This window comes from Streptomyces sp. DSM 110735 (assembly GCF_016482685.1).
Taxonomy (GTDB): Bacteria; Actinomycetota; Actinomycetes; order Streptomycetales; family Streptomycetaceae; genus Streptomyces.
This window is the reverse complement of record NZ_JACYHF010000003.1, coordinates 237,168-251,186: the sequence shown is the minus strand read 5'-3', so window position 1 is coordinate 251,186 and position 14,019 is coordinate 237,168. Positions and strand designations below refer to the sequence as shown.

The following is a 14,019-nucleotide window of genomic DNA, read 5'->3' as shown; positions in this document are numbered from 1 at the left end:
CCCTCTTCCTGGTGTGGGGGTGCTGCCCTCGGCACAAACACGCCCTTCGGTCCGGCTATTCCGGCGCACATCTCACCCGTACCCCCAGAAACCGCACCCGTACCCGCCGGTCCCCACCCGCACGCGCCGGACCCGCGCGCGTACCGTGTGGCCCCCGCGCCCGCCACCCACCACACTGGGGCCCATGACGGAAACGGAAGCCATCGCGTACGACGTCGTGGTGCTCGGGGCCGGACCCGTGGGGGAGAACGTCGCCGACCGCACCCGCGCGGCCGGTCTGTCGACCGCCGTGGTGGAGAGCGAACTCGTCGGCGGCGAGTGCTCGTACTGGGCCTGCATGCCGAGCAAGGCGCTGCTCAGGCCGGTCATCGCCCAGTCCGACGCCCGGAGTCTGCCCGGTCTGGCCGAGTCGGTGAGAGGGGCGCTGGACGCGCCCGCCGTGCTCGCCCGCCGGGACGGATTCGCCTCGCACTGGAAGGACGACGGCCAGGTGAGCTGGCTGGAGGGCGCCGGGGTCGACCTCTACCGGGGGCAGGGACGCCTCGCCGGGCCGCGCACGGTCACCGTGACCGCCGCGGACGGCACGGTCACCACCCTCACCGCCCGGCACGCGGTCGTCGTCGCCACCGGCACCCGCGCCAAGCTCCCCGGACTGCCCGGACTCGACGAGGTCGAGCCGTGGACCAGCCGCGAGGCCACCAGCGCCCAGCAGGTGCCCGGCAGTCTGATCGTCGTCGGCGGGGGAGTCGTCGCCACCGAGATGGCCACCGCCTGGCAGGGTCTCGGCTCCCAGGTCACGCTGCTGGTCCGGGGCGAGGGGCTGCTCGGGCGCATGGAACCCTTCGCCGGGGAACTGGTCGCCAAGTCCCTCACCGAGGCGGGCGTCGACCTGCGCACCGGCACGTCCGTCGCGTCCGTCACGCGCGAGAACGGCAAGGTCGTGGCCGTCACCGACGACGGCGAGCGCATCGAGGCGGACGAGATCCTCTTCGCCACCGGACGCGCCCCGCAGACCGACGACATCGGGCTCGACACCGTGGACCTGGAACCCGGCACCTGGCTGGAGGTGGACGACACCCTGCGCCTGCCGGACTCCGAGTGGCTGTACGCGGTCGGTGACGTCAACGGGCGCGCCCTCCTCACCCACCAGGGCAAGTACCAGGCCCGGATCGCGGGCGCCGCCATCGCCGCCCGCGCGGCGGGCGTCCCGCTCCAGGACGAGCCCTGGGGCGCGCACGCGGCCACCGCCGACCACTACGCCGTGCCCCAGGTCGTCTTCACCGACCCCGAGATCGCCTCCGTCGGTCTCTCCCTCGCCGAGGCGGAGGAGGCGGGGCACCGGGTCCGCGCGGTCGACGTGGACTTCGGCTCGGTCGCGGGCGCCTCGCTCTACGGCGACGACTACACCGGTCGCGCCCGCATGGTGGTCGACCTGGAGGAGGACATCCTGCGGGGCGTCACCTTCGTCGGTCCCGGCACGGGCGAGCTGGTGCACTCCGGGACGATGGCCGTCGCCGGGCGGATCCCGCTCGACCGGCTCTGGCACGTCGTCCCGCCGTTCCCGACGCTCGGCGAGGTGTGGCTGCGGCTGCTTGAGGCGTACCGCGACAACTGACCCCGCCGGTCAGGGGAGTTCGAAGCCGAGCACCTTCGCCGCGGTCGCCGGCGACGGCTCGGCCCACAGGACCGCCGCCGCCTCGTTGGTGGACAGCGAGCGCGGCTCGGCGCGGTCCAGATAGAGGGTGCCGTTCAGGTGGTCCGTCTCGTGCTGCACGATCCGGGCGGGCCACCCGGACACCTCCTCGTCCAGCGCCCGGCCCCGCTCGTCCTGCCCGCGCAGCCGCACCCGCGCGTGCCGGGCCACGACCGCCTGATAGCCGGGCACACTGAGGCAGCCCTCGTAGAACGCGGCGAGACCGGGACCCCCTGCCTCGTACGACGGATTGACCAGCACCCGGAACGGCAGCGGCGCCCGGCTCCGCGCCGCCGCGACCTCCTCGGGCACCGTCGCCGGGTCCTCGGCCACCGCGATCCGCAGCGGCACCCCCACCTGCGGCGCGGCGAGGCCGACGCCGGGAGCGGCGTGCATGGTGACGCGCAGCGCCGCGACGAAGCGCTCCAGGAGGGCGGGTCCGAGCTGTCCCTCGTACGGCTCGGCGGGGCGGCGCAGGACCGGGTGACCGGCCGTGACGATGGGCAACGGACCGTCGGCGGCGAGGAGTTCCTCGACCCGCTCGGCCAACGGCGGGTGATGGCTGGGGAGTGACATCGGGTCAGGATGCCACGGCGGCACACACGCCGGCCCGGCGTGGGCGACAACGCCCCCGCCGGGCCTGGAAAAACGTACTGTTCCGCTGTCGCGCGGAGCCGCGGCTCACTCCCGCGGGAACTCGCCCGCCAGCGCGGACGCGATCCGCAGGTGCGGCTCCGCCTCCGCGTTGCGGGACTGACGCTCCAGCGTGCGGCCCAGCATCAGCCGGGCGTAGTGCTCCACCGGGTCGCGCTCCACGATGGTCCGCAGCTCCGCCTCCGCACGGCCGAGCTGCGCGGAGTGGTAGTAGGCGCGGGCCAGCAGCAGCCGGGGCGCGGTCTGCTCCGGCACCTCCTCGACCAGCCCGGTGAGGACCTGCGCGGCGCGCGCGTAGTCCTTGGCGTCGAAGAACATGCCCGCCCGCTCCCAGCGCTCGGCGAGGGTGCCGTGGTCGTAGTACGTGGTGTCCACTGGTGACCTCCTTCGCCGGGTAGAACCCATCGGGGTTGTTGAATATTCCACTACATCTCGCGTGGGGGCTGGAGCCCCCACGGTCAGGAGGCGGTGGTCAGTTCCTCGCGCTGGAAGGAGTCGATGGTGCGGGTGAAGTCGCGCGTCGACAGCAGCAGCTTGTAGACGATGGCCAGCTCGAAGATCATCAGCAGTGCGCCCGCGGCGATGGTCACCTCGGCGGTCGCGTCGAAGAGCGGGCCGACGATGAAGACGCCCATCTGGAACTCGATACCGCTGATCACGTGGGTGCGGATGCGGTGACGCAGCAGGAAGGAGCGGACCCGCAGGTAGACCGGGAAGCGGTGACGGAACTCCTGGTGCAGGTCGATGACCGGACGGGGAGCCTTCGGCGCGGCGGTCTCGCCCTCGGCGCCCTCGATGCCCTCCGCGTTCGCCAGGACCTCGTCCGCGCCGGAGACCTCACCGGCTGCCGCGGCCTTGCCGAGGTCCTGCTCGATGTCCGCCTCGGGGTTCTCGCGGAGCAGGTCCTCCATGAACGCCACGCGCGCGGAGTTCTCGGCGCGCCGCGCCGCCCTCAGACGCGTCTTGATCTGCTTGCGCATGGTGTAGCGGGTCTTGAAGATCTCCAGCGAGTTGATGTACCGGAGACCGTCGAGAAAGACCACGACCACGGCGAGCCAGATGTAGAGGATCTCGCCCGTGCGCTGGTACTGCCCGGCCATCAGCGCGACCGCGCAGGCCATTACCCGGATGCGGTCGAATATGTAGTCCAGCCACGCGCCGAAGACGGAACCCTGACCCGTCAGACGGGCCACCTTTCCGTCCATGCAGTCGAGGATGAAACTCAGGTGATAGACGAGCGCTCCCGCGATCAGCCAGTGCCACGAGCCCTGGGCGAAACAGGCCGCCGCGCCGAGACCGAGCAGGAGCGCGCCCCAGGTGATCTGGTTCGGCGTGATCCTGGTCCGCATCGCGGTGAACCGCACCAGAGGCGTCGCGACCGGATCGACGAGCAGCACCGTCCACCAGGCGTCGCGCTTCTTCTGGGTGATGCGTCGCACCTCGGCGAGGGGCGGAATGTCACGGTGCGGGGATCGCATGGTGAAGCTTCCTTAGGTTCGTATGAAGATCACCTCAAGCTAAGAGTCCGTTCATCCAAGGAACAAGTTCCTATGCGTGCAACCTTGTGAGGGCGGTAAGAGTCGTACTCATCGCGCTTGTCTGTGGATTTCTTCTACGACACTGCCGTTATCCAAGCGTTATTGAATGGAATGCAACCGTCGCGGGGCGCACAGAACATTTTCCGGGTTCCGTACAACCCTGACGCTGAGATGCGCGGCAATGTGCGGACCGTAGTGATTCACCCCGCCCGACCGGTCCGCCGGGCGTGGATTTCGGCCGCCGGCGCGAAATCGGGCCAGGTCGGGGTGGCGTGTTCCGGCGGGGCGGCGCCCGCGTGCGGGCGCCCGCGCGGTACCCGCGGCACCGGAAAACAGCTACGTGACGATCCTCACACCAGCTCTCAGCCGGTGACGGACTTGCGCTCCTCCTCGGTCAGCGGAGCCTCCGTCAGGAACGGTCGCCGGGGTCCGAACAGCATCGGTACCAGCATGTCGGGGGAGAAGAGGCGGGTCGCGGGCTTCTCCAGGCTCATCACGTCGAGCAGCGCTCCGAGGGCGCGCGGATTGCGGGCGCCGGTGGCGACGGCGCGGTCCACGAACGCCGCCAGGGCGCGCTCGGCACGGTTCGGCGGGCGGTCGCTCGCGCCCGGGTAGAACACGTCCTGCCCGATGGCCAGCTCCCACGCGGCGGCGACCGGGCGGGTCACCGTCCGCTGGAGCCGCCGACCGGTGCCGGGACGGCCGAGACCGTGGGCGCCGATCAGCGCGCCGAGCGCGAGGGCGCTCTGGGCGGCGACCGTGATGCCGTGCCCGTAGACGGGGTTGTAGCCCGCGACGGCGTCCCCGGTCACCGTGAAACCGTCGGGCCACGCGCGCAGCTTCTCGAAGTAGCGGCGCCGGTTGGCCGTACTGCGCGTGGTGACGATCTCCCCGAGCGGCTCGGCGTCGCGGATCAGCTCCCCGATCACCGGGTCGCCCAGCTTCAGCGCGAACTCCGTGAACTCCCCTGGATCGGCGGTGGGTTCACCGCCCCGGGTGCCCGAGAGCGTGACGATCCAGCGGCCGTCCTCGACGGGCAGGATGATGCCGCCGCGCCCGGGGGACTTGGCGGGATTCGCCTGCACGTTGACGAGCGGGAAGGGGATGTCCAGCGTCGCGGCGGGGGCGCGGTACAGCCGCGTGGCGTAGGCGACCCCGGCGTTCACCTCGCGCTCCGCGACCTCGGGGAGCCCCAACTCCCCGAGCCAGTGCGGCGCCCGGGAACCCCGGCCCGAGGCGTCGACCACCAGATCGGCGGCCAGCGTCTCCTCGCCGTCCTGCCCCTCCGTGCGCACGCGGACGCCGTTGACACGTGCCGCCTCTCCCACGAGACCGAGCACCGAGGCACCTTGACGCAGCGTCAGACGTGGGTCGGAGAGGACGCGATCACGCAGCGCGGCGTCCAACAGGTCCCGCGAACACACCAGGTTGCGGTGGTGGGTTGCCGTGAAGCGGCGGAACCAGACCTCGTTGGGGGCGCGGGAGACCATCTCGCCCATGATGGGCACCAGTCGGGCTCCCCGCTCGACCAGATCCTCCACGAACCCCGGCAGCAGCTCCCGCAACGCCAGCACTCCGCCCGACCAGATCAGATGCGCGTGGCGCGCCTGGGGAACGCCCCGGCGCGGCGCGGGTCCCGCGGGCAGGACGTCCCGCTCGACGACGGTCACATCGGCGTGCTCGACGAGTGCCGCCGCCGTGAGAAGGCCGCTGATACCGGCGCCGATGACGACAGCGGCGGGGCGGGGAAGGTCAGACATGGGTGCTCATGCTTTCTTCGGGAATCACCCGTCGGCGGACGGGGTCGATGATCCGTGCGCGGTGGAACACACGGGAGATGGCCTCGATCTCGTCCTCGTCGCCACCGATCCGCACGGGGTCCGTAGGGCGCGCGGGGTCGGTGGGGCGTGCGGGCTCGGTTCCCCGGTCCTCCGGGGCGCGTGGGGACGGGGTGCGCCCCGCCGCGAGCGCCGCCCGCACCGTGATCGCCCCGGCGACGCCCCGCGCCGTCCGCTCGTCGTGACCGACGGCGCGCGCGGTGTCGTACGACCGCTGCCGTACGTCCTCGTCGAGGAGGGGCGCGAGGCGGAGCAGACCGTCGTGGATGCGCTGGCGGCGCTGGAGCAGTCTGAGGTCGAGGGGAGCGAAACGGCCGACGCGGGCCGGGGCTGCGGACGGTCCGACCGCGCGCAGGACCGACTCCAGCGCGCGCAGCCGGTGGAAGCTGATCCGGTCGCGGGTCCACTTCTCCAGGAAGGGTCCGGCCTGCGGCACGATGAAGCCGATCCCGACCAGCGTGGCGTCCAGGATCGCGAAGGGCGGTGCCAGCCGGGTCGACAGCCAGTCCCAGTCGGTGCCGGTCCAACGCGCCCCCACGGCGGCGAACTTGGCGATGTCGAAGACCAGCCCGAAGGCGTAGCCCGCCTGGAGGAACACCAGTCCCGCCTTGAGCCAGGTGTCGCGCACCCGGGAGATCCAGGTCCAGATGAGGTACGCGGCGACGAGCGCGGACACCATGTGCGCGAGGAGATAGAGCAGGATGTGCCAGCGCATCCAGGGTTCGCAGGCGTAGTAGGTGTCCAGGTCGTGGACGCGTTCGGAGGGCACGTCGGCGAGCAGGAAGGTGATCCACAGCGCGACGACGGTCCCGGTGTAGATCAGCCAGATGCGCCGGATCGCACGGCTGCGGCGCGGGGACGGCTCGTCGCGCCAGGTGACGACCATCGCCAGGCAGGAGCCGCAGAACGCGGTCAGCAGTGAATACACCCAGGGCGCCGCGATGTTGGGCACTCCGGTCGCGGTGTTGATCCCGTGGATGCCGGCCGGGGAGACCGAGACGAACACGGCGGCGCCCAGCAGCAGGAGCAGCGTCGTCGCGCGGACGTCCGGGTCCTTCCAGGCGCGGACGAACGTCGGGGTCTTCAGCGCGAGCGCCAGTGCCAGGAGCACGGCGGGCACGGCGTACGGGAGATGGGGGACCAGCGGGCTCATCTCGGCAACTGCCCGCCCCGGTTGAGGAGGGACAGCCTGATCCGTCCTTCCAGCGTCGCGGAGTTGACCGGACCCCGGGCGTAGCGTCCCGGTATCCAGGTCCGTAACTCCCGTCCGAAGAGCAGCCCGAACGTCTCCGCGTCCTGCTCGTGCCGGTCGGTCGATCCGGCGCGGGCGGCCACGGCGGGCAGGGTCTCGCGGGGCACCTCGCGCGCGGCGAGGATGCGCGCGGCTGTCCGCCGTACCGCCTCGGTGGCTCGCGCCGGATCGAGGGCGCCGACGGCGCGGTGCCCGTGCTCGCCCTGTTCCTCGTGCCACAACTCATGCCCGAGAATGACGAGTTGGGACTCGGGCGGGGTGCGTTCCTCCACCACGACGATGGACCGGTCGCCGCAGTCGAGCCGCAGTCCGGACGCCGGGACGTCCTCGGGGAAGGCGCGGAAGACGAGGTCGATCGGACGCCCGCGACGCTTGCTCATGGCGGCGCAGAACGCGCCCATGACCACGCGTGGCTCGGCCGGCGGGGTGAGCGTCCTGGACGCCTCGGCCACCAGCCCGGCCAGCAGTGACTTCATCGCCCTGCTCATCGTCGGTTGTCTCCCTCGTCGGACCCGACCATCCGGACCACAGGTGTCGGCGGGGGCGCGCCGCCTCGCGACGGCGTGTGAGGTGCGGTGCGCGTGTGGTGCGCATGACAGCCTATGCGGGGGCGGTGCACCGATCAACGACGGCCCGTTCCCCTTCCGGCGTCCCATGGCCAGGACCGACCGTCGGCCGTCGTCTCCCGGACCGGTCGGCGACCGCCTCCCCGCACCGGACGCGCCGCGCCCAGTCGTACGTCCCGTACCGGACGCGAGTAGTGCACGACGGGCTCGCCGAGCGGTGCGGGCAGCCCCGCCGCGGCTGTCAGGTTCTCCTCCAGCGCCTCGACGCTCGCGGAGTTCAGCGGCCACGGTTCGTGCTCCACCGGGCTGGCCCACAACAGTCCCGCGCGGCGCGTGTACGCCCGCCAGCGCGAGACCAGCCAGTGGTCGCGCTCCGTCGGCTCGACGGGATCGCCGGGCCGGACGACCAGCCGGTAGAAGGCGCCGCCGGTCCACCGCGAGCCGGAGTAGACGACGGTGTCCCCGCTCGTGCGCAGCTCCACGCTCCCCGGGTGGTACGGCGCCCCGACGGCGCGCGCGGCGCACAGCGCCGGGCAGCCGACCTCGACGGAGAACAGCCACAGCCCGTCCCCGCCGCCGCGATGCCGGACGTAGGTGCGCAGATTGGTCTGCGCGAAGTCCGGGAGCGCGGGCAGTGCCGAGGGCATCCCCGGGAGGCGCACGTCCGTCATGAGGAGCGGGACGAGCGACACCCAGGCGGTCCCGTCGTAGCGGTCGACGGTCAACTCCTCGGGCAGCAGTGCCTGTACCGCCTCCGGTCGCACGGGCCAGTGGACGAACGTCAGTGTCCGCCACCTCGCCCGCAGCACGGGCACCCGCACCCGTTCCTCCGCCTCGCGCGCCACCATGCCCGGCGAGTCCCCTTGCGGGAGCCGGGGAAACCCGCTCATGAGGCGTCTTACCTTGGGCCGCTATGTTGAGCCGATCGTATGAGGAACGGCTGACGGGTCGGGGCGGGATGCAGCAGACGCAGGAACGGGTCCAGGAGACAGCCGCGCCACCGGGACCCGCCGCACCGGGACTGCTGCGCAACAAACCCCTGCTCTTCCTGGGCGCCGCCGTGCTGCCCGGCACGCTGGTCTTCCTCGTCGGGCGGTGGGGCGACGCACCGGCCGTGCAGGCGTGGCGGACCGTCGCGCTCGCCGTGGTCCTCCAGGCGACGCCGTTCATGCTGCTCGGCACCGCGCTGTCCGGGGCCATCAACGCGTTCGTCCCCGCCTCCGTCTTCACCCGGCTGCTGCCGAAGCGGGCCGCCCTCGCGGTGCCGGTCGCCGGGGTCGCGGGCGTGGCACTTCCGGGCTGTGAGTGCGCGTCGGTGCCGGTCGCCAACAGCCTGATCGGGCGCGGGGTCGAGCCCGCCGCCGCGTTCGCCTTCCTGCTCTCCGCGCCCGCCGTCAACCCGGTCGTGCTGACCGCCACCGCCGTTGCCTTCCCCGGGCAGCCGGTCATGGTCGTGGCGCGCCTGGTGACCTCGCTCCTCGTCTCGACGCTGATGGGCTGGCTGTGGCTGTGGCGGGGCAGGTCGGAGTGGCTGCGGCCCGCCTCCCGGCACACCGGACACCAGCACGGGCACAGCCGCTGGGCGGAGTTCCGCGCGGGCGTCCAGCACGACTTCCTGCACGCGGGCGGCTTCCTGGTCGTCGGCGCGCTCGCGGCGGCCACCTTCAACGTCGCCGTACCGCCCTCCCTGCTCGACGCGTTCACCGGCTCGGCGTGGCTGGCGGTGCCGTTCCTCGCCGGACTGGCCGTGCTGCTCGCGGTCTGCTCCGAGGCCGACGCCTTCGTGGCCGCCTCGCTGACCGGCTTCTCCCCGGTCGCCCGGCTGACCTTCATGGTCGTCGGACCGATGGTCGACCTGAAGCTGATCGCCCTCCAGGCGGGCACGTTCGGGCGGGCGTTCGCGCTCCGCTTCTCCACCGCCACGGTGGTCGTCGCCGTCCTGTGCAGCGCGCTGATCGGGGGAGTACTGCTGTGAAACGTCCCGTCCAGGCTGCCCTGCTCCTCCTCAGCGGGCTCGGTCTGCTCCAGACCGCGCTCTTCTCCGACCTGTATCTGCGGTACGTCAAGGCGGGGATGAAGCCCCTCCTGATCGCCTCCGGCGTCATCCTGCTGATCCTCGGGGCGACCCAGGCGTGGACGGCGCTGCGCAGCGCCCCGCACGCGGGCGAACACCCGCCGCCGCGCGTCGCCTGGCTCCTCTTCCTGCCCGCCCTGAGCCTCCTCTTCTACGCCCCGCCCTCCCTCGGCGCCTACACCGCCGCCCGCGAGACACCCCGCGCGAGCGCCGCCGACACCTCCGACACCGCCTTCGACCCGCTCCCCGCCACCTCCCCGCTGCCCATCACCCTCGGCGACTTCACCCACCGGGTGCGGCAGGACCACACCAAGGCGATCGGAAAGCGCACGGTCCTGATGACCGGCTTCGCCACCCCCGCCGCCAAGGGCGACGGCTGGGACCTGACCCGCCTCATCATCAACTGCTGCGCCGCGGACGCCCAGTCGGTCAAGGTCCGCATGTACAACCACCCCTCGCCCAAGCCCAACACCTGGGTCACCGTCACCGGCACCTGGCACCCCCACGGCCACCTCGGCACCTCCTCCGCCGAACCCGCCCTGGACATCCGCACGTTGAAGAAGGTCCCCCGCCCGACCAACAGCTACATGGACGCCCTGCTGCCGGGCTGAACGCGGTCGCACGGCACTGGTCATACTGCGGGGATGAACCCCGACCCGTACCCCGAACTTGCCGAGACCCATGAGCGCGGGGCCGCCGCCGTGGTCGCACACCAGTGGCGCGAGATGCGGCAACTAGCCGCCAAGGCACCGGACTTCACCGCCTTCGCCGCCCTCGTGGAGGCGGCCCACGCCGAACCCCGGCTGCGGCAGCTCTACGTCTACTCCAGCCACTGGACGCTCGGCTTCAGCTCCTGCACCGGCTACCCCTTCCGGGTCGAGATCGCCATCGACCCGCCGGTCAACGGCGAGTCGTACCGCGTGCGGAAGCGTCCGCACACCGCCGCCCTCGGCGAAGCCGCCACGGCCGGGGAGGCGGTCGCCCTCGCGGTGTCCCACCTTCGCGCCGACCTCGGACCTGCCGTCCCGGGCGCCGCCCGCCGGGACTGAGGCAGCGGGCTCAACCAGGCGCCATCGAACCCGAGTTCACCCCTTCACCCCTGCCGGTGAAGGCGTTTCCCGTTGCGCGGGGGCTGCTGCTTGACTGCCCGGTGACAGGGAGTATTCGGGCGCTAACCCCCAAGGTGCAGCAATCATGCAGACGACGGAATCCCCGTACATCCGAACCGAGGACTTCGAGGCCGTGCTCCGCGACGTCGTCGCGCCCCTGGCCGACGAGGTGGACCGCGCGGGGCGCTTCCCGGGCGAGGGCATCCGGGCGCTCGGCGAGGCAGGGCTGCTCGGGCTGCTCAGCTCGCGGGAGAGCGGCGGGGCGGGCGCGGGACTGCGCGAAGCCGCGCAGGTGATCGAGCGGCTCGCGGGCGCCTGCGGTTCGACCGCCATGGTGCTGCTCATGCACTACGCGGCCGTCACCGTCCTCGACCGGTACGCCCCCGACGACGTGCGCCGCGAGATCGCCGCCGGCAACCACCTGAGCAGCCTCGCCTTCTCCGAGCGCGGCTCGCGCAGCCACTTCTGGGCGCCTGTCGGCACCGCCACCCCCGACGGCGGCGACACCGTGCTCCTGGACGCGCAGAAGTCCTGGATCACCTCCGCCGGAGAAGCCGACAGCTACGTCTGGTCCAGCAAGCCGCTGGAGGCGGACGGCGTCATGTCGCTGTGGCTCGTCCCCAGCGACAGCACAGGACTCGACGTACGCGGCACCTACGACGGGTTCGGGCTGCGCGGCAACGCCTCCAGCCCCGTCTCCGCGAAGTCCGTCGCCGTCCCCCGCACCGCCCTGCTCGGCACCGACGGTGAGGGCCTTGGCACCGCCCTCGAAGTGGTGCTGCCGTACTTCCTGGTGCTCAGCGCCGCCTTCTCGCTCGGGGTGACCGAGGCACTGCTGAACCTCACCGCCACCCACCTGCGCGAGACCCGCCTCGTCCACCTCGACCAGACGCTGGCCGAGCAGCCGATCGCCCGCAACCAGTACGCCGCGCTGCGGCTGCGCGCCGACGCGCTGCGCGCGATGCTGGAAGCGACACTGACCGCCGTGGAGAACGGAAGCCCGGAGGCCACCCTGCGAGTCCTCCAGATCAAGGCACTTGCCGCCGAGACCGCCGCCGAGGTGGCCGACGGCACGATGCGCCTGTGCGGCGGCGCCGCCTTCCGCCGCGAGACCGGGGTCGAACGCCGCTTCCGCGACGCCCTCGCCGCCCGCGTGATGGCGCCCACCACCGAGGCGCTGCACGACTTCTGCGGTCGCGCCGAGCTGGGTCTGCCGCTCTTCGAGGAGGCGTGATGACCGAGCTGCTCCTCGGCGCCGTCGCCTACGACCCCAAGGTCGTCACCATCTGGTCCGGCTTCCGGGACTGGCTGCGCGAGCAGGGACTGCCCTTCGACTTCGTGCTCTACGCCCACTACGAACGCCAGGCGCAGGACCTGGTCGACGGGCGCGTCGACGCCGCCTGGCACTCCCCGCTCGCCTGGCTGCGCACCCGCCGCCTGGCCGACGCGCAGGACACCGACGTGCGCTCCCTCGTCATGCGCGACACCGACCGCGATCTGACCTCCGTCGTCGTGGTCCGCGCCGACAGCGCCATCCGCGAGCCCGCCGACCTCAAGGACAAGACCGTCGCCGTCGGCGCCGTCGACTCCCCCCAGTCCACCCTGATCCCGCTGAACCACCTCGCCGGACTCGGTCTGGAACCGGGCACCGACTTCGAGGTGCGCCGCCACGACATCGGGGTCGGACTGCACGGCGACCACATCGGCGGCGAGCGCGACGCGGCCCGCGCCCTGATGGCCGGGGAGGCGGACGCCGCCTGCATGATCGACGCCAACCATCTGCTGTTCGGCCAGGAGGGCACCCTCCCGCCCGGCGGCACCCGGATCCTCACCCAGACCGGGCCCTACGACCACTGCGTCCTGGCCGCCGGACCCTCCCTCGACCCGGAACTCGCCGACCGTTTCACGCGGTTGCTGCTCTCCATGTCGTACAGCGACCCCGAGGTGCGCCGCCTGCTCGACCTCGAAGGGCTCACCCAGTGGGTGCCCGCCCGGGAGACCGGGTTCGGGCAGCTCACCGCCGCCGTCGACGCCACCGGCTTCTACGACCCGGGCGGCCGGATCACCGCCGCCGACTACCGGCCATGACCACCGGCACCGCCCCGGTCGACCTCGGCACCCTCGGCTTCGAGCAGGGCGCGCGGCTGCTGCTGACCCGCGTCCTGCGCCGGGTGCCGCCCGGCGCAGTCGTCGAGATCACCGGCACCGACCCGGCACTCGCGCCGCACCTGGCCGCCTGGTGCCGTCACGAGGGGCACGAGCTGGAGCGCGCCGACCCACGCGAGTCCCCGGTCGTCGCGCGGATCCGCCCGGGTCCCGCCGCGACCGCCCGCCTGCACGGCGCGGAACGCGCGGGCGGCGCGCCCAGCACGGAGATCGTGGACCGGGCGCCGCCGCACTGGGGTCTCGCCGCGCGCGGCGCCCTGGTGGAGGCGGGCGGTCCCGAGATCCCCTTCGCGGTGGCCGACCGCGACGTGGCCTGGACCGAGCTGGCCCCCCGGCTCTACCGCCAGGCCACCGCCTCCCAGTGGAACCCCGGGACGGCCGTCGACTGGGACGCCGAGTTCGAGCTGCCCGACGAGATCGAGGACGCCGTCGTCCAGGTCATGACGTACCTCGTGGAGAACGAACAGGCCGCCCTGGTCATCCCCGGGCGCCTCCTCGTCCAGGTCCACCCGCACTTCCGCGAGGTGCTGCAACTGCTCGCCGTCCAAGCCGCCGATGAGGCGCGGCACGTGGAGGTCTTCACCCAGCGGGCGCTGCTCAAGGGCGGCGAGATGGGCACCTCATCGGTCGGCGGTCGCGCCTCGCTGGCCACCCTGCTCACCGAGCCCGACTTCTCCATCGCCTCCTTCCTGCTCTCCGTCCTCGGCGAGGGCAGCTTCCTCAACCTCCTGTCCTTCCTGGAACGCCACGCCCCCGACCCCGTCACCCGCCGCATCAGCCACCTGGTGCGCACCGACGAGGCCCGGCACGTCGCCTTCGGCGTCGGCCACCTCGAACACCGCGCCGGTGTCGACCCGCTGCTGCACGGGCGGCTGCGCGCCGCCGTCGAGCGACGGCACGACGCGCTGATCGGCACCGCCGGACTCAACCAGGACGTCTTCGACTCCCTGGTGCTGCTCGCCGCCGGATCCTGGGAGCCCGAGGACATCGCCCGGGGCTGGCAGGCGGTCCAGGAACTCCAGAAGGACATGGACGAGGGCCGCCGCCACCGGCTCGCCCGGCTCGGCTTCCCCGACGACGAGGCAGCCGCCCTGTCCGCACTGCACACCCGCAACTTCATGTGAGGCAC

General features: G+C 72.4%; 14 protein-coding genes. 7 read left to right on the top strand and 7 right to left on the bottom strand.

Annotated features, from left to right (window positions below; all coding sequences use genetic code 11):
* Window positions 1-184: 184 nt before the first annotated feature.
* On the top strand, window positions 185-1,615 hold the full coding sequence (locus IF655_RS06535; RefSeq protein ID WP_199582850.1) for an NAD(P)/FAD-dependent oxidoreductase: 1,431 nt from the start codon (window positions 185-187) through the stop codon (window positions 1,613-1,615).
* Between the two features lie 9 nt (window positions 1,616-1,624).
* Here the strand turns inward: IF655_RS06535 and IF655_RS06530 are convergent, their stop codons facing one another.
* From IF655_RS06530 to IF655_RS06500, 7 genes are all read right to left on the bottom strand, one after another.
* Entirely contained in the window at window positions 1,625-2,269 is a 645-nt protein-coding gene (locus IF655_RS06530; RefSeq protein ID WP_199582848.1) for a peptide deformylase, read from the bottom strand.
* A 105-nt stretch (window positions 2,270-2,374) separates the two neighbouring features.
* Window positions 2,375-2,722 carry a tetratricopeptide repeat protein gene (locus IF655_RS06525; RefSeq protein WP_199582846.1) on the bottom strand — a complete coding sequence of 116 codons (348 nt, stop codon included), beginning with the start codon at window positions 2,720-2,722 and terminating at the stop codon, window positions 2,375-2,377.
* Between the two features lie 83 nt (window positions 2,723-2,805).
* Complete coding sequence (locus tag IF655_RS06520; RefSeq protein WP_199582844.1) at window positions 2,806-3,825, bottom strand: CDP-alcohol phosphatidyltransferase family protein; 1,020 nt, start codon at window positions 3,823-3,825, stop codon at window positions 2,806-2,808.
* A 422-nt stretch (window positions 3,826-4,247) separates the two neighbouring features.
* Entirely contained in the window at window positions 4,248-5,645 is a 1,398-nt protein-coding gene (locus IF655_RS06515) for an NAD(P)/FAD-dependent oxidoreductase (RefSeq protein ID WP_199582842.1), read from the bottom strand.
* A complete protein-coding gene (locus IF655_RS06510) occupies window positions 5,638-6,876 on the bottom strand; it encodes an MAB_1171c family putative transporter (protein WP_199582840.1) in 1,239 nt (412 codons plus the stop codon). Before IF655_RS06510 ends, IF655_RS06515 begins: the two co-directional genes overlap by 8 nt.
* Entirely contained in the window at window positions 6,873-7,463 is a 591-nt protein-coding gene (locus IF655_RS06505; protein ID WP_199582838.1) for a toxin, read from the bottom strand. Before IF655_RS06505 ends, IF655_RS06510 begins: the two co-directional genes overlap by 4 nt.
* A gap of 134 nt (window positions 7,464-7,597) precedes the next feature.
* Window positions 7,598-8,431, bottom strand: a complete 834-nt coding sequence (locus IF655_RS06500; protein ID WP_307814869.1) for a DUF2071 domain-containing protein — start codon at window positions 8,429-8,431, stop codon at window positions 7,598-7,600.
* 68 nt (window positions 8,432-8,499) lie between these two features.
* Between IF655_RS06500 and IF655_RS06495 the strand changes: the two genes are divergently transcribed.
* From IF655_RS06495 to IF655_RS06470, 6 genes are all read left to right on the top strand, one after another.
* Complete coding sequence (locus IF655_RS06495) at window positions 8,500-9,516, top strand: permease (protein ID WP_199582836.1); 1,017 nt, start codon at window positions 8,500-8,502, stop codon at window positions 9,514-9,516.
* Entirely contained in the window at window positions 9,513-10,226 is a 714-nt protein-coding gene (locus IF655_RS06490; protein WP_199582834.1) for a TIGR03943 family protein, read from the top strand. The genes IF655_RS06495 and IF655_RS06490 overlap by 4 nt, the downstream gene beginning before the upstream one ends.
* Window positions 10,227-10,259: 33 nt before the next feature.
* Window positions 10,260-10,664: a DUF6193 family natural product biosynthesis protein gene (locus tag IF655_RS06485; RefSeq protein WP_199582832.1), complete on the top strand. Its 405-nt coding sequence runs from the start codon at window positions 10,260-10,262 to the stop codon at window positions 10,662-10,664.
* A 145-nt stretch (window positions 10,665-10,809) separates the two neighbouring features.
* Window positions 10,810-11,958, top strand: a complete 1,149-nt coding sequence (locus IF655_RS06480; protein ID WP_199582830.1) for an acyl-CoA dehydrogenase family protein — start codon at window positions 10,810-10,812, stop codon at window positions 11,956-11,958.
* Window positions 11,958-12,812 (top strand): phosphate/phosphite/phosphonate ABC transporter substrate-binding protein, encoded by an 855-nt coding sequence (locus IF655_RS06475; protein WP_199582828.1) that lies wholly within the window; start codon window positions 11,958-11,960, stop codon window positions 12,810-12,812. Before IF655_RS06480 ends, IF655_RS06475 begins: the two co-directional genes overlap by 1 nt.
* Window positions 12,809-14,014 (top strand): ferritin-like domain-containing protein, encoded by a 1,206-nt coding sequence (locus tag IF655_RS06470; RefSeq protein ID WP_199582826.1) that lies wholly within the window; start codon window positions 12,809-12,811, stop codon window positions 14,012-14,014. The genes IF655_RS06475 and IF655_RS06470 overlap by 4 nt, the downstream gene beginning before the upstream one ends.
* The last annotated feature ends 5 nt before the right edge of the window (window positions 14,015-14,019 follow it).

What these genes read in the sequence shown, in the direction of transcription:
- IF655_RS06485 (WP_199582832.1), top strand. Translation starts at nt 10,260, where the DNA reads ATGAACCCCGACCCGTACCCCGAACTTGCCGAGACCCATGAGCGCGGG.
- IF655_RS06520 (WP_199582844.1), bottom strand. Translation starts at nt 3,825, where the DNA reads ATGCGATCCCCGCACCGTGACATTCCGCCCCTCGCCGAGGTGCGACGC.
- IF655_RS06480 (WP_199582830.1), top strand. Translation starts at nt 10,810, where the DNA reads ATGCAGACGACGGAATCCCCGTACATCCGAACCGAGGACTTCGAGGCC.
- IF655_RS06495 (WP_199582836.1), top strand. Translation starts at nt 8,500, where the DNA reads ATGCAGCAGACGCAGGAACGGGTCCAGGAGACAGCCGCGCCACCGGGA.
- IF655_RS06505 (WP_199582838.1), bottom strand. Translation starts at nt 7,463, where the DNA reads ATGAGCAGGGCGATGAAGTCACTGCTGGCCGGGCTGGTGGCCGAGGCG.
- IF655_RS06470 (WP_199582826.1), top strand. Translation starts at nt 12,809, where the DNA reads ATGACCACCGGCACCGCCCCGGTCGACCTCGGCACCCTCGGCTTCGAG.
- IF655_RS06510 (WP_199582840.1), bottom strand. Translation starts at nt 6,876, where the DNA reads ATGAGCCCGCTGGTCCCCCATCTCCCGTACGCCGTGCCCGCCGTGCTC.
- IF655_RS06535 (WP_199582850.1), top strand. Translation starts at nt 185, where the DNA reads ATGACGGAAACGGAAGCCATCGCGTACGACGTCGTGGTGCTCGGGGCC.
- IF655_RS06500 (WP_307814869.1), bottom strand. Translation starts at nt 8,431, where the DNA reads ATGAGCGGGTTTCCCCGGCTCCCGCAAGGGGACTCGCCGGGCATGGTG.
- IF655_RS06530 (WP_199582848.1), bottom strand. Translation starts at nt 2,269, where the DNA reads ATGTCACTCCCCAGCCATCACCCGCCGTTGGCCGAGCGGGTCGAGGAA.
- IF655_RS06475 (WP_199582828.1), top strand. Translation starts at nt 11,958, where the DNA reads ATGACCGAGCTGCTCCTCGGCGCCGTCGCCTACGACCCCAAGGTCGTC.
- IF655_RS06515 (WP_199582842.1), bottom strand. Translation starts at nt 5,645, where the DNA reads ATGTCTGACCTTCCCCGCCCCGCCGCTGTCGTCATCGGCGCCGGTATC.